Source organism: Methylorubrum rhodesianum (genome assembly GCF_014199985.1).
Classification (GTDB): Bacteria; Pseudomonadota; Alphaproteobacteria; order Rhizobiales; family Beijerinckiaceae; genus Methylobacterium; species Methylobacterium rhodesianum.
Genome location: NZ_JACHOS010000001.1, coordinates 121,083 through 142,916 on the forward strand (window position 1 = coordinate 121,083; position 21,834 = coordinate 142,916).

Annotated in this window: 21 protein-coding genes; 11 read left to right on the forward strand and 10 right to left on the reverse strand. The window is 68.8% G+C overall.

All coding sequences use genetic code 11. From position 1 onward, the window contains the following. Positions 1–23 precede the first annotated feature (23 nt). A complete protein-coding gene (locus tag HNR01_RS00555) occupies positions 24–797 on the reverse strand; it encodes an alpha/beta fold hydrolase (RefSeq protein WP_017482699.1) in 774 nt (257 codons plus the stop codon). A gap of 166 nt (positions 798–963) precedes the next feature. Here HNR01_RS00555 and HNR01_RS00560 point away from each other — a divergent pair, with 166 nt between their 5' ends. The 3 genes from HNR01_RS00560 to HNR01_RS28275 all read left to right on the forward strand — a co-directional run bounded on the left by HNR01_RS00560 (position 964) and on the right by HNR01_RS28275 (position 2,404). Continuing rightward, positions 964–1,791, forward strand: coding sequence for an FkbM family methyltransferase (locus HNR01_RS00560; protein WP_017482700.1), 828 nt, complete (start codon positions 964–966; stop codon positions 1,789–1,791). A 100-nt stretch (positions 1,792–1,891) separates the two neighbouring features. Beyond that, the gene (locus tag HNR01_RS00565) at positions 1,892–2,179 is read left to right on the forward strand and encodes a hypothetical protein (RefSeq protein WP_183665988.1); all 288 of its coding nucleotides are present in this window, start codon (positions 1,892–1,894) and stop codon (positions 2,177–2,179) included. A 15-nt stretch (positions 2,180–2,194) separates the two neighbouring features. Beyond that, entirely contained in the window at positions 2,195–2,404 is a 210-nt protein-coding gene (locus tag HNR01_RS28275) for a hypothetical protein (protein WP_488168552.1), read from the forward strand. Here HNR01_RS28275 and sfsA read toward each other — a convergent pair. Beyond that, positions 2,348–3,112: a DNA/RNA nuclease SfsA gene (gene sfsA / locus HNR01_RS00570; protein WP_183666379.1), complete on the reverse strand. Its 765-nt coding sequence runs from the start codon at positions 3,110–3,112 to the stop codon at positions 2,348–2,350. The genes HNR01_RS28275 and sfsA overlap by 57 nt on opposite strands. An 84-nt stretch (positions 3,113–3,196) precedes the next feature. Between sfsA and HNR01_RS00575 the strand changes: the two genes are divergently transcribed. Further along, entirely contained in the window at positions 3,197–3,949 is a 753-nt protein-coding gene (locus HNR01_RS00575; protein ID WP_183665990.1) for a competence/damage-inducible protein A, read from the forward strand. Between the two features lie 64 nt (positions 3,950–4,013). Here HNR01_RS00575 and HNR01_RS00580 read toward each other — a convergent pair whose 3' ends face one another. The 4 genes from HNR01_RS00580 to HNR01_RS27345 form a co-directional block, all read right to left on the reverse strand. Beyond that, positions 4,014–5,861 carry a Hint domain-containing protein gene (locus HNR01_RS00580; RefSeq protein ID WP_183665992.1) on the reverse strand — a complete coding sequence of 616 codons (1,848 nt, stop codon included), beginning with the start codon at positions 5,859–5,861 and terminating at the stop codon, positions 4,014–4,016. A gap of 83 nt (positions 5,862–5,944) precedes the next feature. Next, positions 5,945–7,768: a Hint domain-containing protein gene (locus tag HNR01_RS00585; RefSeq protein ID WP_183665994.1), complete on the reverse strand. Its 1,824-nt coding sequence runs from the start codon at positions 7,766–7,768 to the stop codon at positions 5,945–5,947. Positions 7,769–7,851: 83 nt separating this feature from the next. Next, positions 7,852–9,672 (reverse strand): Hint domain-containing protein, encoded by a 1,821-nt coding sequence (locus tag HNR01_RS27415; RefSeq protein WP_246417343.1) that lies wholly within the window; start codon positions 9,670–9,672, stop codon positions 7,852–7,854. Positions 9,673–9,754: 82 nt separating this feature from the next. After that, positions 9,755–11,572 (reverse strand): Hint domain-containing protein, encoded by a 1,818-nt coding sequence (locus HNR01_RS27345; RefSeq protein ID WP_198580560.1) that lies wholly within the window; start codon positions 11,570–11,572, stop codon positions 9,755–9,757. A gap of 385 nt (positions 11,573–11,957) precedes the next feature. Between HNR01_RS27345 and HNR01_RS00600 the strand changes: the two genes are divergently transcribed. After that, positions 11,958–13,058 (forward strand): helix-turn-helix transcriptional regulator, encoded by a 1,101-nt coding sequence (locus HNR01_RS00600; RefSeq protein WP_183665996.1) that lies wholly within the window; start codon positions 11,958–11,960, stop codon positions 13,056–13,058. Positions 13,059–13,142: 84 nt separating this feature from the next. Then, entirely contained in the window at positions 13,143–14,024 is an 882-nt protein-coding gene (locus tag HNR01_RS00605) for a formate/nitrite transporter family protein (protein WP_183665998.1), read from the forward strand. A 68-nt stretch (positions 14,025–14,092) separates the two neighbouring features. Here HNR01_RS00605 and HNR01_RS00610 read toward each other — a convergent pair whose 3' ends face one another. Beyond that, on the reverse strand, positions 14,093–14,557 hold the full coding sequence (locus HNR01_RS00610) for an Lrp/AsnC family transcriptional regulator (protein ID WP_017482705.1): 465 nt from the start codon (positions 14,555–14,557) through the stop codon (positions 14,093–14,095). A 125-nt stretch (positions 14,558–14,682) separates the two neighbouring features. Between HNR01_RS00610 and HNR01_RS00615 the strand changes: the two genes are divergently transcribed. Together HNR01_RS00615 and HNR01_RS00620 are read left to right on the forward strand one after the other, a co-directional pair. Then, positions 14,683–15,414 carry an AzlC family ABC transporter permease gene (locus HNR01_RS00615; protein WP_183666000.1) on the forward strand — a complete coding sequence of 244 codons (732 nt, stop codon included), beginning with the start codon at positions 14,683–14,685 and terminating at the stop codon, positions 15,412–15,414. Then, complete coding sequence (locus HNR01_RS00620) at positions 15,411–15,710, forward strand: branched-chain amino acid transport AzlD family protein (RefSeq protein WP_017482707.1); 300 nt, start codon at positions 15,411–15,413, stop codon at positions 15,708–15,710. Before HNR01_RS00615 ends, HNR01_RS00620 begins: the two co-directional genes overlap by 4 nt. A gap of 93 nt (positions 15,711–15,803) precedes the next feature. Here the strand turns inward: HNR01_RS00620 and HNR01_RS00625 are convergent, their stop codons facing one another. Genes HNR01_RS00625 through apaG form a run of 3 tightly spaced genes read right to left on the reverse strand, consistent with a single transcriptional unit; the run spans position 15,804 to position 18,299 of the window. Beyond that, entirely contained in the window at positions 15,804–16,724 is a 921-nt protein-coding gene (locus tag HNR01_RS00625; protein WP_183666002.1) for a bestrophin family protein, read from the reverse strand. Positions 16,725–16,734: 10 nt separating this feature from the next. Next, positions 16,735–17,910, reverse strand: coding sequence for an acetylornithine deacetylase (gene argE, locus HNR01_RS00630; RefSeq protein WP_183666004.1), 1,176 nt, complete (start codon positions 17,908–17,910; stop codon positions 16,735–16,737). Continuing rightward, complete coding sequence (apaG, locus tag HNR01_RS00635; protein WP_017482710.1) at positions 17,907–18,299, reverse strand: Co2+/Mg2+ efflux facilitator ApaG/CorD; 393 nt, start codon at positions 18,297–18,299, stop codon at positions 17,907–17,909. The genes argE and apaG overlap by 4 nt, the downstream gene beginning before the upstream one ends. Before the next feature lie 125 nt (positions 18,300–18,424). On the opposite strand from apaG, the gene HNR01_RS00640 reads away from it, so the two are divergent. The 3 genes from HNR01_RS00640 (at position 18,425) to hemN (ending at position 21,521) form a co-directional block, all read left to right on the forward strand. After that, the gene (locus tag HNR01_RS00640; protein WP_183666006.1) at positions 18,425–18,949 is read left to right on the forward strand and encodes a hypothetical protein; all 525 of its coding nucleotides are present in this window, start codon (positions 18,425–18,427) and stop codon (positions 18,947–18,949) included. After that, on the forward strand, positions 18,946–20,067 hold the full coding sequence (locus tag HNR01_RS00645; protein ID WP_183666008.1) for a 2'-deoxycytidine 5'-triphosphate deaminase: 1,122 nt from the start codon (positions 18,946–18,948) through the stop codon (positions 20,065–20,067). Before HNR01_RS00640 ends, HNR01_RS00645 begins: the two co-directional genes overlap by 4 nt. A gap of 101 nt (positions 20,068–20,168) precedes the next feature. Further along, complete coding sequence (gene hemN / locus HNR01_RS00650; RefSeq protein ID WP_183666010.1) at positions 20,169–21,521, forward strand: oxygen-independent coproporphyrinogen III oxidase; 1,353 nt, start codon at positions 20,169–20,171, stop codon at positions 21,519–21,521. The last annotated feature ends 313 nt before the right edge of the window (positions 21,522–21,834 follow it).

The following is a 21,834-nucleotide window of genomic DNA, read 5'->3' on the forward strand; positions in this document are numbered from 1 at the left end:
GGCGCGCTGGGGACGCCGCGCGGCTAGGGCCGCTGCGCCAGGAATTCCAGCACGCCTTGGCGGTGCAGCCGGTCGCCGACCGCCGTGGAATGGTCGCGGTTCGGCAGGTCGAGGGCGCGGGCGTTCGGCATCAGCTTGGCCAGTTCCGGCCCGGAGCCCGCCACCGTGTCGAGCGTGCCGACCGAGATCAGCGTCGGCGTATCGATGGCCGAGAGTTCGGCCCGCGACAGCGTCTGGCGCGAGGCGCGGATGCAGGCGGCGAGGGCGCGCAGGTCGCTCTTGGTCTGCTCGGCGAAGGTGCGGAAGGTCGCCGCCGTCGGGTTCGGCGCGGGCGTGCCGGCGGGCGCTTCCAGCGCCTCGGCGATGCCCTGCGGCAGGCCGCGCCCGTCCACGAGGTTGAAGCCGAGGCCGCCGATCAGCAGCGAGCGGACCTCCGTCGGATGATCGAGCGCCATATGCGCAGCGATGCGCGCGCCCATGGAGTAGCCCATCACGTCCGCACGGGCGATGCCGAGATGGCGCAGCAGCCGCACCGCGTCGCCCGCCATCTGATCGGAGGTGTAGGCGCCGGGATCGTAGAGCTTCTCGCTCTGGCCGTGGCCGCGGTTGTCGAGAGCGATGACCCGGTAGCCGGCCTCGGTGAGATACCGGACCCAGAGCGTATTGACCCAGTTCACGGCGTGGTTTGAAGCGAAGCCGTGAATCAGGAGGATTGGGTCACCGCCGCCCGAAGCCCCTTCCTTGGCCGGCACGTCGATAAAGGCGATCTGCACGCCGTCGGAATCGAAGCTCTGCATGGGCGTGTCTTCGGGTGCAGCGAGCCCGTTGTCAAAGGCCGGGTGAACGCTTCCTGCGACAACCGGCGGAATTTGCTGCCGGGCGCCCCCGGCACCCCCGACTTTTGAGCCCCGCTGATGAGCCCGGCTTGCCGCCGCCCCTTCGGGCTGGCATCACCCCGGCACGATGACGGATACCTCGCCCTACGGCACCTACGCCCCGACCGGCCTCGTCGCGCGGATCGCGGACCGGACTCAGAAGCTTCCCGAGCAATCCTGGCGCGCCCGCCGGATGGCGATGTTCCTGCGCCGGCTCGCCATCTCGATGCTGCGCGGGCGACCGCTCGACGTCGAGCGCTACGGCGCGCGGATGCGGCTGCACCCCTACAACAACAACTGCGAGAAGAAGGTGCTCTTCACCCCGCAGTTCTTCGACCCGCAGGAGCGCGCGCTCCTGCGGCAGCGCCTCGCCGAGGATGCGGTGTTCCTCGACATAGGCGCCAATATCGGCGCCTACGCGCTGTTCGTGGCGGCCTTCACCGGGCCGCGCGCCCGCATCCTCGCGGTGGAGCCGCAGCCGGACGTGTTCGACCGGCTGACCTTCAACATCGGTCAGAACCCGTTCGGCACGGTCAAGGCCATCGCCTGCGCCGTCGCCGACAAGGCGGGCGAACTGACCCTCTTCATCGATCCGCGCAATCGCGGCGAATCGAGTGTGAAGATCGTCGGCACGCACAAGAACGCCACCGTGCGCGTGCCGGCGGTGACGCTGGTGGATCTCTGCCGCTCGGAGGGGATCGAGCGGATTGATGCGATCAAGCTCGATGTCGAGGGCGCCGAGGATCTGATCCTGGAGCCGTTCCTGCGGGACGCGCCGGCTTCGCTCCTGCCGTCGCTGCTCATCATCGAGAACGGTGCCGATCAGTGGCAGATCGACCTGCCGAGCCTGCTCCTCAAATACGGCTACCGCCAGATCGCCCGCACCCGGCTCAACCTGATGTTCGAGCGGCATTAGGGTCAAGTTCGACAAATGAGCTGACCCCACTCGGGGCATTGTGCTTTGTTTCTGGCTTGCTAGATCTGTTCTCATCGAGAGGACGGAAGCGAATCACTTCGTGCCGACACTGAGCAAAGATCCGCCCGGTTTCGATGTCATTGGGCCGTTTCAGCTCAGTAAGGCTGACGTAGCAGCCGGCGTATTCGTCGAAAAGTTCGGTCACGAGGTAGTAGCGAGGAGAATCTTTTTATCAATTACATTCGTGATGGTCATAACCTTGTTTGTGGTTGGATTGAGTGATTATTTCAGCGTCCTGACCGCTGTTCTGGTGCTCATTGTGGTGGAGATATCTATATTTCGCCCTTTGTTGATAATGGTTAGATATCGCGGTGGTGCCTATTTATAGTATACTGACCAAGGCATTGACGCCAGATCGAAGCACGGGCATGCTCTCTACAAATGGCACATGATCCGGTCGATCGAAAAACTGGGTCCCCGCCTGCTCATCCACATGGCCAACGGTGGCGCTTTGATCGTTCCTGAGAGGTCCACCACGACTAGGAATTTGGAGCGACTAACATCCACCCTTGAACATTTTGACGTCATTCTGCCGAAGCGAGCCCGCTGCTGACGTCAGGATCGGTACCGGTTCCGCAATTTCCACGCCCTCCGGCCCCACCGCGCAGGTATAGGCGTAGGCCTCGACGCCGGCCGCCAGCGCCGCCCGGAGGGCCCGGTCGAAGGCCGGGTCGATGTCGCGAGCGACGTCGAACGCCTCCGCTCGCATCTGGATCACCACGATCAGCATCGCCCGGCCGCCCGCGGCCACGACACCGGCCAGCTCCTCCATGTGACGGGCCGAGCGGGCGGCCTTGCAGTCGGGAAATTCGGCGAGCCCCGGCCGCCGCATCAGGTGGCAATTCTTCACCTCGACGTGACAGGGCGGCAGGCCGCCGCCGCTCGCGAGAAAATCGACGCGGCTCGCCTTGCCGTAGGCGACCTCCGGCCGGAGCGTTTCGTAGCCCGCGAGCGGTGCGAGCCGGTTCTCGCGAAACGCCTCCGCGACCAGCGCATTGGGCCGGGCCGTGTTGATGCCAACCCATTGCAGGCCGCCCGGCAACTCCGCCTCCACCAGTTCCCACGAGAAGCCGAGCTTTCGCGTCGGATTGGTCGAGGGCGAGACCAGCACGCGGAAGCCCTCCGCGTTGAGCCCCAGCATTGCACCGGGATTGGCGCAATGCGCCGTGACCATCGTGCCGTCGGCAAGCGTGACGTCGGCGAGGAAGCGCTTGTAGCGCCGCACGAGGCGGCCTTCGATCAGGGGAACGGGAAAACGCATCGCGGCCGTCGAGGAGTGGAACGGGCTTTCGCTTTCGCGCATCCGCGCCCTAGCTTCCACCCGTTTCCCTGCCCCCGAGGCTCCATGTCCCAGAGTTCCAGCTCTCAGAGTTCCGACGTCACCGCCGCCGTCCTCGTCATCGGCGACGAGATTCTCTCGGGCCGCACCAAGGACAAGAACATCGGCACCATCGCCGACATGCTGACCGAGATCGGCGTGGACCTGCGCGAGGTGCGCATCGTGCCCGATGTGAAGGAGGAGATCGTCGCCGCGGTGAACGCGCTGCGGACGCGCTACACCTACCTCTTCACCTCCGGCGGCATCGGCCCGACCCACGACGACATCACCGCCGACAGCGTGGCGGAAGCCTTCGGCGTTGGCATCGATGTCGATCCGCGCGCCCGCGCCATGTTGCTGGAGCGGCACCGGCCGGAAGACCTCAACGCCGCGCGGCTGCGCATGGCCCGCATCCCCGACGGGGCCGACCTGATCGCCAATCCCGTGTCGAAGGCGCCGGGCTTTCGCATCGGCAACGTCTTCGTCATGGCCGGCGTGCCGCAGATCATGGCGGCGATGCTCGACGAGATCCGCCCGACCCTCACCTCGAACGCGCCGGTGATCTCGGAGACGATCGAGGTCGGTGCGATCCCCGAGGGCAACTTCGCCGACGGCCTCTCCGAGATCGCCGCAGCGCATGGAAGCGTCTCAATCGGCTCCTACCCATCGATGACGCCCGAGGGGTTTCGCAACCGCATCGTGGTGCGCGGGCGCGACGCTGAGGCGGTCGCGGCGGCGCGGGCGGCGGTGGAGGACCTGCTGTCCGGGCTGCGAACCTGACGGCGGGTTCGGATCTGGGTCGGCGGCTGGGGCGCCGCCACGACGTCCCGGCCGGCGGAGCCGGTCAGATCGTCGGAGAGGCGGACGCTCCCGTCCAGGCGCAGGACTGCACGAGCTCGGCCGAGAACACGGCATCGAGCCGGCGCCGCTCGGCCTCGACCACAGGTCCCTCCACTAAGACCGGACGACAGCGGGCGGCGGAGTCCGCCGCCATGCCGTCAGGGTCGTGCAGGGGCTCATCGGAGCCGGCGAACCACGGCCGTGAGCCGAGATCGAGGTAGCTCTCGGCGCCTAAACCCTCCGCGAACAGGATGTCGTGGGCATCGAGTTCGACGTGCCAGTAGGTGATGGACTCGACCGGTATCCGGGCGACGCTGATGCCGTTGACGAGGCACATCACCGGCACGAGGAGGCCGCCGGAACCGTCGGCCTCTACCCCGACCAGCACCGGGTGTCCGGGGGAGAGGAAGAGGTCGCGCGCGGGAAGGCCGTCGCCGAACGCGCCGGTGCGGATGCGGATCGGCTGCTGATTGTGGGGCAGGGCACGGCCGTGATCGTCGAGGCTGCGGGAGCCGATCCAGCGGATCGGGCGGGAGCCGCCGGCGACGGTGAGCGCTTGGTCACCGACGCGCAGATCCTCGACCGCGACCTCGCCGCGCTCGGTGCGAATACGCGTGCCGCTGGCGAAGCAGATCACGTCGGAGACGAACACGTCGCGGGCGATGTTGGTGTCGCCCGGCACGAGGTTGGTGGCGTTGCTGTCGAAGGCGACGCGGCTGCCGTCCGCCGACAGGCCAAGGCGACTGCCGTTGCTGGGGCCGTTGCCCTGCGTGCCGTCGGCAGCACTGGAGACGCGGGTGAGCGCTCCCGTGGTCAGGTCCTTGACGAAGGTGTCGGTGGCGAGATTGGTGTCGCCGGGCACGAGGTTGATGGCGCGACTTGTGAACGCGACTTTGGTGCCGTCGGCCGAGATTTTCGGGATGCCGGTGGCCTCGGCGTTGCCCTGGGTGCCGTCGGTGGCGGTGGAGACGCGGGTGATGGCGCCCGTGGTCAGGTCCTTCACGAACACGTCGGTGCGGCCGTTGGTGTCGCCGACCACGAGGTTGTCGGCGTTGCTGAGGAAGGCGACGAGATTGCCGTCGCGCGACTGCGTTGCGTTGAAGCTGTCGCCGTTGCCCAGGCTGCCGTCGGCGGCGGTCGAGGCGTTGGTGACGGCGCCGGTCGTCAGGTTCTTGATGAAAACGTCGGCGCGACCGTTGGTGTCGCCCGCCACGAGGTTGGTGGCGCCGCTGTGGAAGGCGACGCTGCGCCCGTCCGCGGCCAGCGAGAAGGAAATGCTGATGTCATTGGCCTGAGTTCCGTTGGCGGCGGTCGAGGCGCGGGTGATCGCGCCGGTATCCAGGTTCTTGACGAAGACGTCGAAGCTCTGGTTCGTGTCGTTCGCCACGAGGTTCGAGGCCGCGCTCCCGAACGCGACTGTGCGGCCGTCCTCCGATAGCGAAGGGGTCGTGACGTCCGCGTTCGCCAGGCTTCCGTCGGCGGCGCTCGATGCGACGCGAACCTCGCCGGTCTCGAGGCTCTTGACCACGATCTGACGCGGACGGCCCGACTCGATCAGCTCCGGTGCGCCGGTCACGAACGCAACGGCGCTGCCGTCCGGCGTCAGCGAAGGTGCGAAGCTCTGCTCCGACAGCGGGTTGCCGTCGCTGTCGGTCGACACGCGGGTGAGCGCGCCGGTGGTCAGGTTCTTGAGGAAGACGCTCGAAGTCCCGCTCGCATCGGGCGTGATGCCGAGGTTGGTCGCCGAGGTGTCGAAGGCGACGAGGGTGCCGTCGCCCGAGAGGGAGGCGTCGCTACTGCGTCCGTTGCCTTGAGTTCCGTCGGTAGTCGTCGAAGCGCGGGTGATGGCCATCGAGTCGGTCTCGTCTGCGAGGAGCTGGTGCAGGCCGGGTCAGGGCGCTGCGAGCGGGACGGAGGCGGGCGGGTGCCCGGCTCTCAGGCGATGATCCAGGGCAGGCCGGCCTCGGCCCAGGCGCAGGCTCTCGCGAGCGCGGCCGCGAACACCGCGTCGAGACGCCGCCGCTCGGCCTCGACGACCGGACCGTTCAAAGCCAGCGGACGGCAGCGGCCGGGTGCGTTCGTGGCGGCGAACTCGGGGTCGTGCAGCGGCGCATCGGATCCGGCGAACCAGGGCCGCGAGCCGAGATCGAGGTAGCTCTCCGCCGGCAATCCTTCGGCGAGCAGGATGTCGTGGGCATCCAGCTCGACGTGCCAGTAGGTCACCGCCTCGACCGGCATCCGGGCGAGGCTGGTGCCGTTCACGAGGCTCATCACCGGCACGAGGTGGTCGCCGACCAGCACCGGGTGGCCCGGGGAGAGCAGGAGGTCGCGGACCGGCAGGCCGTCGCCGAAGGCGCCGGCGCGGATGCGGACCGGCTGCTGGGCAAAGGGCAGGGCGGAGCCGCGGCCGTCGAGGCTGCGGGAGCCGATCCAGCGGATCGGGCGCTGCTCGCCCCCGACCGTGACCGCGCGATCGCCGACGCGCAGATCCTCGACTGCGATCTCGCCGCGGTCGGTGCGGATGCGGGTGCCGGTGGAAAAGCAGACCACCGTGGCAGCGACGAACACGTCGCCGGCATTGTTGGTGTCGCCGGGCACGAGGTTGCTGGCGTTGCTCTGGAAGGCGATGCGGCTGCCGTCGGCCGACAAGGAGCCAGCGTTACTGGCGGCATTGCCCTGCGTGCCGGAGGCATTGACGGAGACCCGGGTGAGTTCCCCGGTGATCAGATCCTTGACGAAGAGGTCGTTGGAGATGTTGGTGTCGCCGGGCACGAGGTTGCTGGCGCGGCTCGAGAAACTGACCTTCGTCCCGTCGGCCGAGATCACCGGGGCTAACGAACCGACATTGCCCTGGGTGCCGTCCGTGGCGGTGGAGACGCGGGTGATGGCCCCCGTCGTCAGGTTCTTGACGAAGATATCGTCGACCCCGTTGGTGTCGCCCGCCACGAGGTTGGTGGCGCTGCTGCTGAACGCGACGAGCTTGCCGTCGCGCGACAGCGAGGTGAAGAGGCCGCTAGCGCTGTTGCCCTGGGTGCCGTCGGCGGCGGTCGAGACGCGAGTGATCGCGCCTGTGGTCAGGTTCTTGACGAAGACGTCGTCTGCCCCGTTGGTGTCGCCCGCCACGAGATTGCTGGCGGAACTGGTGAATGCGACGGTGCGCCCGTCGCCGGAGATGGTCGGAAGGGTGCTGGTGCCGTTGGCCTGGGTGCCGTCGGCGGCGGTCGAGGCGCGGAGGATCGCGCCGGTCGCGACGTTCTTGACGAAGACGTCGTAGGCCGCGTTCGTATCGTTCGCGACGAGGTTGGTGGCTCCGCTGGAGAGGGCGACCAGCTTCCCGTCGCCCGAGATCGCGGAATAGCCGTTCGCGTTGTCATTGCCCTCGGTGCCGTCGGCGGCGGACGAGACGATCACCGCATCGCCGGTGGTCAGGCTCTTGACCACGATCTGATTGTTGCTCGTGTTGTTGACGATCTCCGAGCTGTTGGTCGCGAAGGCCACGGCGCTGCCGTCCGTTGCGAGCGACGGGCCAAAGTTGACGCTGCCGGTAAAAGGTCTTTCTAAAGTGGTGCTCGACGCCCTGACGATCTCGCCGGTGGTCAGGTTCTTGACGAAGACGCCGCCCACGCCGGTCGGCGTGCCGAGATTGGTGGCGTTGCTGCTGAAGGCGACAAGGTTGCCGTCGCCCGAGAGGGAGGGGCTGCCGCTCTCGGCATTGGCCTGATTTCCCTCGAAGTCCGTTGAAGCGCGTGTGATGGCCATCGGGTCTGCCTCGTCGGCGAGGGGTCGGCGCAGGCCGGATCAGGGCGCTGCGGATCGTTCGGGGTGGTAGGTGGGCGCCCGGTTCAGGCGGTGATCCAGGGAGGGCCGGCCTCGCCCCAGGCGCAGGCGCCCGCGAGCACGGCCGCGAACAGATCGTTGAGCCGGCGCCGCTCGGCCTCGACCACCGGCCCCTCCACCGCCAGCGGACGGCAGCGGCCGGGTGCGTTCGTGGCGGCGAACTCGGGGTCGTGCAGCGGCGCATCGGATCCCGCGAACCACGGCCGCGAACCGAGATCGAGGTAGCTTTCCGCCGGCAACCCTTCGGCGAGCAGGATGTCGTGGGCGTCCAACTCGACGTGCCAGTACGTCACCGCCGTCGCCGGCATCCGGGCGAGGCTGGTGCCGTTGACGAGGCTCATCACCGGCACGAGGTGGCCGCCGACCAGCACCGGATGGCCGGGCGACAGGAACAGGTCGCGCACGGGCAGGCCGTCGCCGAAGGCGCCGGCGCGGATGCGGACCGGCTGCTGGGCGAAGGGCAGGGCGGCGCCGCAGCCGTCGAGGTTGCGGGAGCCGATCCAGCGGATCGGGCGCTGCTTTCCCCCGACCGTGACCGCCTGATCGCCGACGCGCAGGTCCTCGACCGCGACCTCGCCGCGGGCGGTGCGGATGCGGGTGCCGGTGGCGAAGCAGATCACCGTGTCGGCGACGAACACGTCGTCGACGCTGTTGGTGTCGTTGGGCACGAGGTTGCTGGCGCGGCTGTCGAAAGCGACGCGGCTGCCGTCGGCCGACAGGGTGGGGCTGACGAAGTTGGCGCCGTTGCTCTGGGTGCCGTCGGCGGCGGTGGAAACGCGGGTGAGCGCGCCGGTGGTCAGGTCCTTCACGAACACGTCGGTCGACAGGTTGGTGTCGCCGGGTACGAGGTTGTCGGCGAAGCTGGTGAACGCGACTTTGGTTCCGTCGGCGGAGATCCGGGCGATGCCGGTGGCATCGCCGCTGCTCTGGGTGCCGTCGCTGGCGGCGGAGACGCGGGTGACGGCGCCCGTGGTCAGGTTCTTCACGAACACGTCGGCGCTGAGGTTGGTGTCGCCCGCCACGAGGTTGTCGGCGCGGCTGACGAAGGCGACGAGGTTGCCGTCGCGCGAGAGCGAGGCGCCGGTGCTGACGCCGTTGCCCTGGCTGCCGTCGGCGGCGGTCGAGGCCCTGGTGATCGCGCCGGTGGTCAGGTTCTTGACGTAGACGTCGGTGACGCCGTTGGTGTCGCCGGCCACGAGGTTGGTGGCGTCGCTCTGAAATGCGACGTGGCGGCCGTCGACCGACATCGACGCGAGGACGCTGCCGGCATCGGCCTGGCTGCCGTCGGCGGCAGTCGAGGCGCGGGTGAGCGTGCCGGTGGTCAGGTCCCTGACGAAGACGTCGGAACTGCCGTTCGTGTCGTTCGGCGCGAGATTCGTGCTGCGGGTCGCGAACGCGACCGTCCGGCCGTCGCCCGACAGCGACACGTCCGAGGTGTCCTGGTTCCCGCGGGTGCCGTCGGCGGCGGCCGACGCGATGGTGAACGCGCCGCTTCCCAGGGTCTTGACGACGGCCTGGGCCGATCCGCCGGCGATGCCGAGGTTGCTCCGGAACGCCACGGCGCTGCCGTCCGTGGCCAGCGAGGGCGCGACGTTGAAGCTGTCGATCGGCGTGGCGTCGCCCAGGGCCGAGGCCCGGGTCACCGCGCCCGTGGTCAGGTTCTTGACGTAGACGCCGAGGGTCAGCGGCGCCGCGGCCGGGGCGACGAGGTCGTTCGCCTGGCTCTGGAAGGCGACGAGAGTGCCGTCGCCGGAGATCGACGCCCCGCTGGCCGAGCCGTCGCTCTGGGATCCGTCGGGATTGGTCGAAGCGCGGGTGATGGCCATCGGATCTGCCTCGTCGGCGAGGGGTCGGCGCAGGCCGGATCAGGGCGTTGCGGATCGTTCGGGGTGGTGGCGGGCGCCCGGTTCAGGCGGTGATCCAGGGAGGGCCGGCCTCGCCCCAGGCGCAGGCTCTCGCGAGCGCGGTCGCGAACACCGCGTCGAGCCGGCGCCGCTCGGCCTCAACGACCGGACCGTTCAAAGCCACCGGACGGCAGCGGCCGGGTGCGTTCGTGGCGGCGAACTCGGGGTCGTGCAGCGGCGCATCGGATCCGGCGAACCAGGGCTTTGAGCCGAGATCGAGGTAGCTCTCCGCCGGCAATCCTTCGGCGAGCAGGATGTCGTGGGCATCCAGCTCGACGTGCCAGTAGGTCACCGCCTCGACCGGCATCCGGGCGAGGCTGGTGCCGTTCACGAGGCTCATCACCGGCACGAGGTGGTCGCCGACCAGCACCGGGTGGCCCGGGGAGAGCAGGAGGTCGCGGACCGGCAGGCCGTCGCCGAAGGCGCCGGCGCGGATGCGGACCGGCTGCTGGGCGAAGGGCAGGGCGGAGCCGCGGCCGTCGAGGCTGCGGGAGCCGATCCAGCGGATCGGGCGCTGCTTTCCCCCGACCGTGACCGCGCGATCGCCGACGCGCAGATCCTCGACCGCGATCTCGCCGCGGTCGGTGCGGATGCGGATGCCGGTGGCGAAGCAGATCACGTCGGACACGAATACGTCGCTGACGTTGTTGGTGTCGCCGGGCACGAGGTTGCTGGCGCCGCTCGCGAAGGCGACGCGGCTGCCGTCAGCTGACAGGCTCGGGCCGCTGCCATCGCTGGCGCGGTTGGCCTGCGTGCCGGCGGCGGAGACGGAGACGCGGGTGAGCGTGCCGGTGGTCAGATCCTTCACGAACACGTCGGAGACGATGTTGGTGTCGCCGGGCACGAGGTTTCCGGCGCGGCTGGTGAACGTGACCTTCGTGCCGTCGGCCGAGATCCGGGCGTTTCCGGACTCGGCGTTGCCCTGGGTGCCGTCGGTTCCGGCGGAGACGCGGGTGATGGCCCCCGTCGTCAGGTTCTTGACGAAGACGTCGGCCCGGCCGTTGGTGTCGCCGGCCACGAGGTTGCTGGCGTCGCTGGTGAACGCCACGAGAGTGCCGTCGCGCGACAGCGAGGCGCTGGTGCTGGCGCCGTTGCCCTGGGCGCCGTTCGCGCTGGCGGACGCGTTGACGATGGCGCCGGTGGTCAGGTTCTTGACGAAGATGTCGGAGGTGCCGTTGGTGTCGCCGGCCACGAGGTTGCTGGCGTCACTCTGAAAGGCGACGCGGCTGCCGTCGGTCGACAGGGAGGCGACGTTGCTGCCGCCGTTGCCCTGCGTGCCGTCGGCGGCGGTCGAGGCGCGGGTGATCGCGCCGGTCGCGACGTTCTTGACGAAGATGTCGAGGGTCGCGTTCGTGTCGTTCGCGACGAGGTTCGTGGCGAGGCTCGAGAAGGCGACCAGGCGCCCGTCGCCCGAGATCGAGGGGTTGGCACCGCTGTTGCCGTTGCCCTGGGTGCCGTCGGCGGCGGCCGAGACGACGGAGATGTCGCCGTTCGACAGATTCTTGATCGCGATTTGGATGTTCAGGTTGTCGGTGATCTCGCTTCCGTTGGTCCCAAAGGCTACGGCGCTGCCGTCTGCGGCCAGCGACGGAGCGAAAGAGTTCCCGGCCAAGGACACCCCGCGGGTGTCACTCGAAGCCAGTACGAACTCGCCGCTCACCAAGTTCTTGACGACGACGCCCGAGACTCCGCTCGGAACCCGGAGGTTGGTGGCGTTGCTGGAGAAGGCGACGAGGGTGCCGTCGCCCGAGAGGGAGGGGGTGCCATTCCCTCTGTCAGCCTGATTTCCCTCGAAATCCGTCGAAGCGCGCGTGATCGCCATCTCATCTGCCTCGCTTGTGCAGCCGGGAGCGCCCGTGCTCGGGCGGGCGGGACCGGCGACGGCCGCCTGCCGGTGCCGATTCTCCGATGCGCGTGGACGCGCCCGTCGGAGCAGGGCCGGACGTCCCGGCGGCAAGCGGGCCGTACGCCGCCTCAGACCCGAAGACGTGATCGACCATGCCATGCCCCCCGATCGATGCGATCGGTCGCTGGCACCGGTCGTGCGTTTGCCGATCACGAGGCCCGCAACTTGCGGAAGGATTTGAGGAGGGGCGTCCACCCTGGGGTGGACGCGGAGCGGCACGGAGTCGTAGTTGTAATTCGGCCACAGCCGACGCGAGTTGCCGTTCGGCCTCTCGGAGGTGACCTTGAACGACCCGGATCCCGTGGCCCTGTCAGCCGTGATCGCTCGGATCTACGACGCGGCTGTCGATCCCAAGCATTGGCCCGACACCATCAAAAGCATCTGCCTGTTCGTCGGAGGCGATCAGGCGCTGTTGTATTGGCACGATGCGCTCAAACCGGATGTCGATACATTGTTCAGGTTCAACGACGATCCCTATTACAGTAAGCTCTACGAGGATCACTATGCGGCTCTGAATCCGCTCTTTCCCGCTTTCGCCTTCCAGCCTGTGGGAGCTGTCTTGTCCGCCAGCGACATGGTGCCGGCGGCGGAGATGGAGCGGACGCGCTTCCACCGGGAATGGCTCGCGCCGCAGGGGATGACCGATTCTCTCGGTGTCGTCCTGGAGAAGGACGCTACCCGCGCCGCCTTCATGACGATCCAGTGGCAGAGGAGGCCGATCGAGCAGGCGGCCCGGTACAGAATCGCCCTGATCGCCCCCCACCTCCTACGGTCCGTCGCGATCGGGCGCCTGTTCGTGCGCGGCCGTCGCCGCGAGGCCGTCCTGACCGGGGCGCTCGACCATGTCGAGGCCGGTGTGTTCCTCGTCGCCGAGACCGGGCGCCTCGTCCTCGCCAACGGGCGTGGTCGGAACATGATCGAGGAGGGGCGCCTGCTTCGCGACGTCGGCGGGCGCTTGAGGGCGACCTCGACCCTGGCCGACCGAGCCATCTTCGACCATCTCCGCGCCATCGGCGGAGGCGAGGGGATCCCTGCCTCCAACCATGCGATTCCGCTCTCGGACGAAACGGAGGACGGCTGGACGGCAACCGTCCTGCCGCTCTCCGACGACCGCCTCGGCCGCGCGGGCGAGCCGCGGAGCGCAATTGCGGCCATTTTCGTGCGATTGCCGTCGCCGCCCGTCGTCAGCCCGTTGGAGGCGCTCGCGCGACGGCACAACCTCACTGCCAGCGAGATCCGCGTGGTCGAGGCGACCTTGCGCCTGAACGGTCTCGACGCCATCGCCGCGGCGCTCGGGGTCGCGCGCTCGACCGTGAAGACGCACCTGAACCGCGTCTACCGGAAATCGGGGACCCGCAACCAGGCCGAACTCATCAGGATGATCGCCGGTTTCAGCGTCTGACGAGGCTCGGAATTTTTCCGCACGCAGGGAGCGCGCAAGCGGTGCCGTACGTTCAGCTGCGACGGGACGACGCCCGAGATCCGCATGTCTGAGGAAGCGCGCGTGCACGGCGAAGCCAAGACCCACGGGGCACATACGCGCGAGAAGGATGACGCCCAGGTCGAGAAGGCCCATCGCCCGGATGCACTGATCCTGCACGAGATCATCCGGCGCGAGGGCGAGGAGGAGATGCAGCGCACGGCGCTGGCGCTCTCGCTCTCGGGGTTTGCCGCCGGGCTCACCATGGGCTTTTCCCTGATCGTGCCCGGTGTACTGAAGGCCCATCTGCCGCACGAACCCTGGGCCGAGCTCGTCCTCAGCATCGGCTATTCGATCGGCTTCCTCATCGTCGTGCTCGGACGCCAGCAGCTCTTCACCGAGAACACCGTCACGCCGATCCTCCCACTCCTGACCGAACGGACATTAGGCGCGCTGCTCCGGGTGATCCGGCTGTGGAGCATCGTGCTCGTGGCCAACGTCCTGGCGACCATCGTCATCGCCTCGGTGCTGGCCCACACCGATGCGTTCAAGCCGGAGGTGCGGGAGGCCTTCGCCGAGATCAGCCGCCACACCATCGAGGACCCGTTCTGGACCACGGTGATCAAGGCCGTGTTCGCGGGCTGGCTGATCGCGCTGATGGTGTGGATCCTGCCGGCCACGGGTTCGGCGGCGCCCTTCATCATCATCCTGATGACGTGGCTCGTCTCGATGTGCGGCCTTGCCCATATCGTCGCCGGCTCGGTCGACGCCTTCTACCTCGTCGCCACCGGCGAGATCGACTTCGCGAAATATGCGACCGGGTTCTTCGTGCCGACGCTGCTCGGCAACGTGGTCGGCGGCGTGACACTGGTCTCGGTGCTCAATTTCGGGCAGGTCGCGCCGGATATGGAGGATCAGGACAGGCCCGGTCCTGCCCGTGAGCCCTGACGTTCGCACGGACCTGTCTGCTGGCGTGAGCCGAGGGGAGGCGCGTCCTTCGTCCTGATCGAGAGAGGTCAGGGTTGTATGGGGAGTGCGCCCGACGGCTTGACCGTCTGCATCGAGATGTCGGTCTTGATGCTGCGCACGCCCGGGATCCGGGCGAGGTGCTCGACCTGAAAGCGCCGGTATGCGTCGAGGTCTCGCACCAGAACGCGGATCAGGAAATCGCAGTCGCCCGCCATCAGGTAGCACTCGGCGACTTGGGGAAGTGCTCGGATCGCGGTGACGAACGCGCTGACCGTGTCCTGATCCTGTCCCGTGAGCCAGACCCGCGCGAAGATCGTCATGCCGAAGCCGATCTTCGCGGCATCGAGCATCGCGGCATAGCGCTCGATCACACCCGCCTCTTCCAACCGCCGGACACGCCGGAGGCAGGGGGACGGGGAGAGCCCTACCTCCTGGGCCAGATCCACATTCTGCAGCCTGCCGTCCCGCTGTAGGGCGCGGAGGATGCGCCGGTCGATGGCGTCGAGTTCCATTGGCACCGTATGCCTTCGATCGCCGCTTTCCTGCAATGCCATTGCGCCATTGGTGCTTCGGTCGCGACAGAACGCAACCAACTGCTGGCTGCGCTGGCGCATAACGCCTCGACAAGGAGGCAGCCATGGCAGGCTTGGACGTGAGCATCACCGCAGATGCTGAGGCAGGACGCGGCTCTGAACTCCTGCGCGGCATGACGGCCGCGCTGCCGGTGATGATCGGATTCGTGCCGTTCGCTCTCGTGCTGGGAGCACAGGCGGCCCGGAAGGGGCTCAGCCCCGTCGAGGTGCCGGTGATGACCGGCCTGAATTTCGGGGGCGGCTCTGAGTTTGCTGCCGTGGAGTTATGGACCTCGCCGCCGCACGCCCTGCTGATCGCGGCGATGACGTTTCTGGTGAACAGCCGTCATCTGCTGATGGGGGCCGCGCTCGTGCCGCACCTGCGCGACCTGCCCAAGCGCCAAGCCTTCCCCGCCCTGTTCTTCATGTGCGACGAGAGTTGGGCCATGGGACTGGCCGACGCCAAGCGGAGCGCGGCCGGCTTCAGTCTGCCCTACTATCTCGGCGTCTCCGCCGGGCTCTACCTGACTTGGATCAGCTTCACGGCGCTGGGCGCGCTCCTCGGGCCGACGATCGGCGATGTGACCGTCTACGGGTTCGACATGGCCTTCCCGGCCGTCTTCCTCGTGCTGCTGCGAGGTATGTGGAAGGGCGCCAGGGCGGCCGCTCCGTGGCTCGTCAGCCTCGTGGCCGCTGCTGCCGTGCACCTGCTCGTGCCGGGAGGAGCTTGGCACGTCGCCGCCGGCGCACTCTCCGGCTTGGCCTGGTCCTTCCTGCAGGCGGGGAGGCGGGGATGATCCAGACCACCACGCTGCTGACCATCACCCTGATGGCTCTGGTCACCTACCTGACGCGCGTCCTCGGCTACGTCGTCCTGCGCGACCGCACCTTGAGCGCCCGCACGACCGCGGTGCTCGACGCTGCGCCCGGCTGCGTGCTGATCGCCGTGATCGCTCCCGCCTTCGTCTCGGATCGGCCGGCGGACCTGATCGCCCTGGCGGTCACGCTCGCAGCGGCCACACGGCTGCCGCTGCTGGCGACGGTCGTGGTCGGTGTGACGGCGGCCGGGCTGCTGCGGCAGCTTCTCGGATGAGGTCGCGATGCGGCCGTCCCCGGCGGGGCCATCGATCCTCCCGCGGTCCACTCATCGCGCCATTGGGGTGATGCGGCGGATCGCGGCTCGCCCCTATCGCAGCATGAACCGATCGGCTTTCGGCGGTTCGCGCCCGGTCTCGCCGAGCGCATCGAGGATCGCCGCATCGGCGGTGTGCAGTAGGGCGTCGAGGGGCAGGTCGTTGGCGTCCGTGCCGAAGGGTTCCTCCAGTTCGTCGCCGAGCGCATCGAGTCCGAAGAACGCGTAGGCCACGAGCGCGGCGATGATCGGGGTCGACCAGCCGAGGGAGCCCGCGAGTCCGAACGGCAGCAGCAGGCAGTAGAGCCAGGCGGTGCGGTAGAGCAGCAGCGTGTACGCGAAGGGCAGCGGTGTTCCGTGAATCCGCTCGCAGGTGGCCTGGATCGCCGACAGGCTGGCGACCTTGTGCTCCAGGCTGGCGAACAGAATGTCGCTGAGCGCGCCGGTTTTGGTCGCCTCGGCGAGATCCCGCGTCAGACCCGTCAGCGCCGCGTCGGCACCGCTCGGCCTCTTGTCGAGTCCGGAGACGTCCTCGGGCGGCAACCAGGGCGCCAGCGCCTGCGCCTCGTCGAGCCCGCGCAGGCGGGCGTGCAGGGCGTGGGCGAAGCCGGCCGCCCGGCGCAGGGCGCGGCGGCGCAAGGCCTCGTGCTCGGGCTCGGGCAGGACGGCCGGCAGCAGCCGGGCGAGGCCGCGCATCTCGACGATCAGGCTGCCCCAGGCCCGTCGCGCCTCCCACCAGCGGTCGTAGCAGGCACCGTTGCGGAAGCTCAGGAAGATCGACAGCGCGAGGCCGACCAGGGTGAAGGGGCCGATGCCGGCGGTGACGGGAAACCACTCGGCGTGGCGCTGCTCGACCGCCACCACGAGGAAGGACAGCGCGGCGATCACGATCACCTGCGGCGCAACCTTCGGCAGGATCGAGCCGCGCATGGCGAACAGGATCGTCAGAAGGCCGGGACGAGGGCGGACGATCATCGCATCGGTGTCAGTTTGTGCAGGCCGCGACCAGCCGGCGCATGAAGGCCTCGCCTCGGGCGAGCTCGTCGAGGGAGATGAACTCGTCCGGCTGGTGCGCCTGATCGATCGAGCCGGGACCGCACACGACGGTCGGAAACCCCGCGCGCTGGAAGCGCCCGGCCTCGGTGGCGTAGGGCACGGTGATCGTGTTGTTCCGGCCGGCCAGCCGAAGAGCCAGCCGCTCGGCCTCCGAACCTGGATCGGGCGCGAGCCCCGGCACCGACACCTCCTCCACTGTCTCGATGCGCCCGTAATCACCGTAGCGGTTGAGCCGTTCCCGGATTACCCGCTCGCAGGCCCCTTCGAACAGGGCGGGAATCTCGCCCATGTCGAGGTCCGGTAGCCCGCGGAACTCCCAGAGAAAGGTGCAGAGCTTCGGCAGGATGTTGCGCGCGGTGCCGCCCTCGATCACACCGACATGGACCGTGGTGTTGGGCGGGTCGAACCGGCCGGAGGCGTCGCCGCGGGCGACCATGGCATCGGCGATGCGGTTCAGTTCCGCGATCAGGTCGGCCGCCGCCATCACCGCATTGGCGCCGAGCATCGGCTTGGCCGAATGCGCCGCGTGTCCGTGCACGGAGGTGTTGTAGGTAACGACGCTCTTGTGCGCGTCCGCCACCTGCATTCCGGTCGGCTCGCCGACGATCACGGCTCCGGGCCGCGGCAGGTCCGCGCCGAAGCGGGCAATGGTGTCGGCAACGCCGAGGCAGGTGGTCTCCTCATCGTACGACAGCAGGATGTGGATCGGCCGGGTCAGCCCGACTTCCAGGGCCGCCGGCACCAGGGCGAGCGCGAGGGCGTCGAACCCCTTCATGTCGACGGCGCCCCGCCCGAAGGCGCGGCCGTCGGCAACGCGGAGGGAGAACGGATCGCTGGTCCAGGCCTGGCCTGTCACCGGCACCACGTCGGTATGGCCGGAGAGAACGACGCCGCCGTCGATCATCGGCCCGAGGGTGGCGAACAGCGCGGCCTTGTCCCCGCTCGCGTTCGGCACCCGGACGTGCGGTACGCCCCAGTCGTCGAGGTGTCCGGCCACGAAGTCGATCAGGGCGAGGTTCGATTTCGAACTCTCGGTATCGAATGCGACGAGCCGCTCGAGAAGCTGCAGCGGCGTGTAGCGCGTGCCGCCCACCGGCGCCGTCAATGGACCACGCGGCGCATGTGGGGCGAGTCCAGCGAGAAGGCCGGGATCTCCGCCTCGAAGCTCTCGCCGCCGATCGTCGACATCGTGTAGCTGCCGGCCATCAGGCCGTCGGGCGTAGTGAGGGGACAGCCGCTGGTGTAGCTGAACGACTCGCCCGGCTCGAGCACCGGCTGCTTGCCGACGACGCCCGCGCCGCGCACCTCCTGGCAGGCGCCGCGCCCGTCGATGATCCGCCAGTGGCGCGAGCGGAGCTGCACCTGCTCGCTCCCGTTATTCACGATCTCGACAGTGTAGGCGAAGAAGTAGCGGCTCTCCCCCGGCGAGGACTCCTCCTCGACAAATCGGGGCTCCACCGTCACCGTGATGCCGCGCGTCTCGGCCTTGTACATCGCGTGAAAGCATCTCCGTGGACGGCGCGCAGGCCGCATCGCGACATCTGCGACGCGCCGTGGTACGTGGCGCCAGAAACCTCGTCAATCACGGTATCCTACGGTGGGCGGAGGCCGGAGACCACGTGCCGAACGCGTCGCACCGGGAAGGCTGGCAGGGCGCGTTGCAGACCGCGCGGCCTGAACGCGCGCCGTTCACGGTCGGCACGGCGCTCGGCACCGTCCTGACGCTCGGCCTCGCCCTGTTCTTCGCCTACGGCCATCCGGATCAGAACCGCTGGCCGGCGCTCGCGCTGGTCCTGGCGCTCGGCCTCGACGCCGCGGCGCGGATCGTAGCGCGGGCGGTGCGGCAGCGGACGGGCGTCGAGACCGAGTTCCGCGGCTTGCCGTCGCCGATGCTGATGCTCGGGAACGCGACTTGGATCGGTGCCGCGGTGGTGGCCGTGGCCGCGGGCCTGCGGCCCGAGCTGTTCCCGCTGCTCGCGAGCGCGCTGGCCGGACTCGTCGCGATGGGAGCCTGTGCCCGGCTGGCGCTGGCGCGGATGGTGGTCGCGATCGAGGCGGCGGAGCGCGCGGCGGCCGAGGCCAAGAAAGCCGAGGCGACCAAGAAGGCCGAGGCGAACAAGAGAGGCGAGGGGACGGGACGATGAGCGGAGACGTGCCGGCAGCATCCGGCATCCTGCCGGCGCAGGCCATCACGGGGCTGACGGAGGCTGGGGCGATCCGTCCGGCGACCACCTATGCCTCCGACCAAATTCAGCCCGCGAGCCTCGACCTGCGGCTCGGCACCCGCGCCTACCGGGTGCGCACGAGCTTCCTGCCCGGCAGTGGGCGCTCGGTGGCGGCCTGCGTCGAAGCCTTCGCGCTGCACGAGATCGACCTGACCAAGGGGGCGGTTCTGGAGACGGGCTGCGTCTACATCGCCGAGTTGCAGGAGGCCCTTGCGCTCCCCCGCGGCCTCAGCGCCAGCGCCAATCCGAAGAGCTCGACCGGGCGTATCGACGTGTTCACTCGCGTCATCACCGATCGGGCGAGCGCCTTCGATCAGATCGAGGCGGGCTATGCCGGCCCGCTCTACGCCGAGATCTCGCCGCGGACCTTCCCAGTGCGGGTGCGGACCGGCTCCCGCCTGTCGCAGATCCGCTTCCGCCAGGGGGACCCGCGTCTGCGGGAGGCCGAACTCGCCGCACTCCACGCCAGCGAACCGCTGATCGACGCGGTCACGCCCTCGCTCCAGGGCGGCGTGCCGGTCTCGGTCGATCTCTCGGGTTTCGACGGCCTGATCGGCTACCGGGCCAAGCGCCATACCGGTCTGATCGACGTGGACCGTCCCCGCGGGCACCGGACCCGCGACTTCTGGGAGCCGCTTCCGGCCGACGGCAGCCGCACGCTGATCCTCGATCCCGGCCAGTTCTACATCCTGGCCTCGAAGGAGGCGGTGCGGGTGCCGGCGGACCACGCGGCGGAGATGGTGCCGTTCGATCCCCTCGTCGGCGAGTTCCGCGTTCACTACGCGGGCTTCTTCGATCCCGGCTTCGGCCTCAGCGAGGCGGGCGGTGCCGGTGCCCGCGCGGTTCTCGAAGTGCGTTCCCGCGACGTCCCGTTCCTGCTGGAAGATGGCCAGATCGTCGGCCGCCTCGTCTACGAGCGCATGCTGGAGCGGCCGGCGACCCTCTACGGTTCGGGCGCCGGATCGAACTATCAGGCGCAAGGCCTCAAGCTCTCGAAGCATTTCGCCAGCGAGCCCGAGCCGCCGACGGCCGTCTGAGCCCGAGGGTTTGAGCCACATCAAAGCCCGCCGTGGAGGCCGACCCTTAAGCCTGCGCCCGAGGCGGCGCGTGTCGCCCGTTGTCACCGGGAGCGGCGCGTATGCGGGATGAGTTGAAGGCACGGTACGGGGACGAGCGCCTGCCGCGCTACACCAGCTACCCGTCCAGCCCGCACTTCAGCGGGGCGATCGACTCCACGACCTATGCCGCCTGGCTGCGCGCGCTCCCGGCGGACGCAACGGCGTCCCTCTACCTGCACGTCCCGTTCTGCCGGTCGATGTGCTGGTATTGCGGCTGCCACACGCACATCACTCAGCACGACGCGCCGATCGACGACTATCTCGCGACGCTCCGACACGAGATCGAGCTGGTGGCCCGGCAGATCGGAGACCGGCCGCCGGTGCGTCACATTCATTTCGGCGGCGGAACTCCGACCATCATGGCGGCCGAAGCCTTCCGCGATCTTCTCGCATTCCTGCGCGACCGATTTCCTCTCGCTCCCGACGCCGAGATCGCCGTCGAGATCGATCCGCGCACGCTTGCACCCGGGATGATGCAGGCGCTCGGCGCGGCCGGCGTCACGCGGGCCAGCCTCGGTGTTCAGAGTTTCGACCCCGTGGTGCAGGAGGCGATCCGCCGCCGCCAGGACTACGCGCTCACCGAAGCCGCCGTTCGTGGGCTGAGGGCGGCCGGCATCCGCGGGATCAATCTCGATCTGATCTACGGGCTGCCGCATCAGAGCGTGGTCTCCTGCATCGAGACGGTGCGGCGATGCCTGACGCTGCGGCCCAACCGTTTCGCCGTGTTCGGCTACGCCCACGTCCCCAGCTTCAAGAAGCATCAGCGCCGAATCGACGAGGCGACGCTGCCGGACGGCGCCGCCCGGCGAGAGCAGGCGGATGCGGTCGCGGAAACGCTGATGCGGGCCGGCTATCGGCGGATCGGCCTCGATCACTATGCCCGGCCGGACGACCCGATGGCGGTCGCGCACGGGAAGGGCGAACTCCGCCGGAACTTCCAGGGCTACACCACGGATACCAGCGACGCGCTGATCGGCTTCGGCGCCTCGGCCATCGGCCGCCTGCCGCAGGGCTACGTGCAGAACGAGCCGGTGCTTCGCGCTTATGCCGAGCGCGTCGGCCGAGGCGAACTCGCTACGCTCAAGGGCTATGCTCTGACGCCGGATGATCGGCTCCGGGCGGCGCTGATCGAGCGGATCATGTGCGATTTCGCCGTCGATGTCGGGGCGATCTCTCGAGCCCACGGCCACGACCCCGACGCCCTGCTGGCCACCCTTCCCCGTTTACACCTTCTCGAGGAGCACGGTCTGGTCAGGCTCGAGGGCAGTAGGGTGAGCATCCCGAAGGAGGCCAGATCCTTCGTCCGGAACGTTGCCGCGCTCTTCGACACCCATCTCGGGACATCCGCCGCCATGCATAGCCGCGCCGCCTGATCGCGGGCGGACGCCACCGGCCCATCCCCTCAACGGGGCACCAGGCAGGCGCCCGTCGGAGTGTTGCGATATCACTGGAATTGCGTGGCGGAGACGGCGGGTCTCGCCACCAGATACCCTGGCCCATGGCGAATATGACGCCTTGACCGCGTCCATCTGAGGTTTCGGAGCAATGAGCCGGAGCATCAGTCACAAGTGGAAGCGGGTTCGACGGCCGACGGTGACGGTCGTTAGAGTCAGCACATGCCTGCATCCGACCCGATACTGCTGCCAAATCGCGATCCGCTGATCCTGAAGCTGGAGCGCGGGGCCG

Coding starts and splice junctions, on each gene's coding strand:
- HNR01_RS00555 (WP_017482699.1), bottom strand. CDS start 797: ATGCAGAGCTTCGATTCCGACGGCGTGCAGATCGCCTTTATCGACGTG.
- HNR01_RS00560 (WP_017482700.1), top strand. CDS start 964: ATGACGGATACCTCGCCCTACGGCACCTACGCCCCGACCGGCCTCGTC.
- sfsA (WP_183666379.1), bottom strand. CDS start 3,112: ATGCGTTTTCCCGTTCCCCTGATCGAAGGCCGCCTCGTGCGGCGCTAC.
- HNR01_RS00575 (WP_183665990.1), top strand. CDS start 3,197: ATGTCCCAGAGTTCCAGCTCTCAGAGTTCCGACGTCACCGCCGCCGTC.
- HNR01_RS00580 (WP_183665992.1), bottom strand. CDS start 5,861: ATGGCCATCACCCGCGCTTCGACGACTACCGACGGAACTCAAGGCAAC.
- HNR01_RS00585 (WP_183665994.1), bottom strand. CDS start 7,768: ATGGCCATCACACGCGCTTCAACGGACTTCGAGGGAAATCAGGCCAAT.
- HNR01_RS27415 (WP_246417343.1), bottom strand. CDS start 9,672: ATGGCCATCACCCGCGCTTCGACCAATCCCGACGGATCCCAGAGCGAC.
- HNR01_RS27345 (WP_198580560.1), bottom strand. CDS start 11,572: ATGGCGATCACGCGCGCTTCGACGGATTTCGAGGGAAATCAGGCTGAC.
- HNR01_RS00605 (WP_183665998.1), top strand. CDS start 13,143: ATGTCTGAGGAAGCGCGCGTGCACGGCGAAGCCAAGACCCACGGGGCA.
- HNR01_RS00610 (WP_017482705.1), bottom strand. CDS start 14,557: ATGGAACTCGACGCCATCGACCGGCGCATCCTCCGCGCCCTACAGCGG.
- HNR01_RS00615 (WP_183666000.1), top strand. CDS start 14,683: ATGGCAGGCTTGGACGTGAGCATCACCGCAGATGCTGAGGCAGGACGC.
- HNR01_RS00620 (WP_017482707.1), top strand. CDS start 15,411: ATGATCCAGACCACCACGCTGCTGACCATCACCCTGATGGCTCTGGTC.
- HNR01_RS00625 (WP_183666002.1), bottom strand. CDS start 16,724: ATGATCGTCCGCCCTCGTCCCGGCCTTCTGACGATCCTGTTCGCCATG.
- apaG (WP_017482710.1), bottom strand. CDS start 18,299: ATGTACAAGGCCGAGACGCGCGGCATCACGGTGACGGTGGAGCCCCGA.
- HNR01_RS00645 (WP_183666008.1), top strand. CDS start 18,946: ATGAGCGGAGACGTGCCGGCAGCATCCGGCATCCTGCCGGCGCAGGCC.
- hemN (WP_183666010.1), top strand. CDS start 20,169: ATGCGGGATGAGTTGAAGGCACGGTACGGGGACGAGCGCCTGCCGCGC.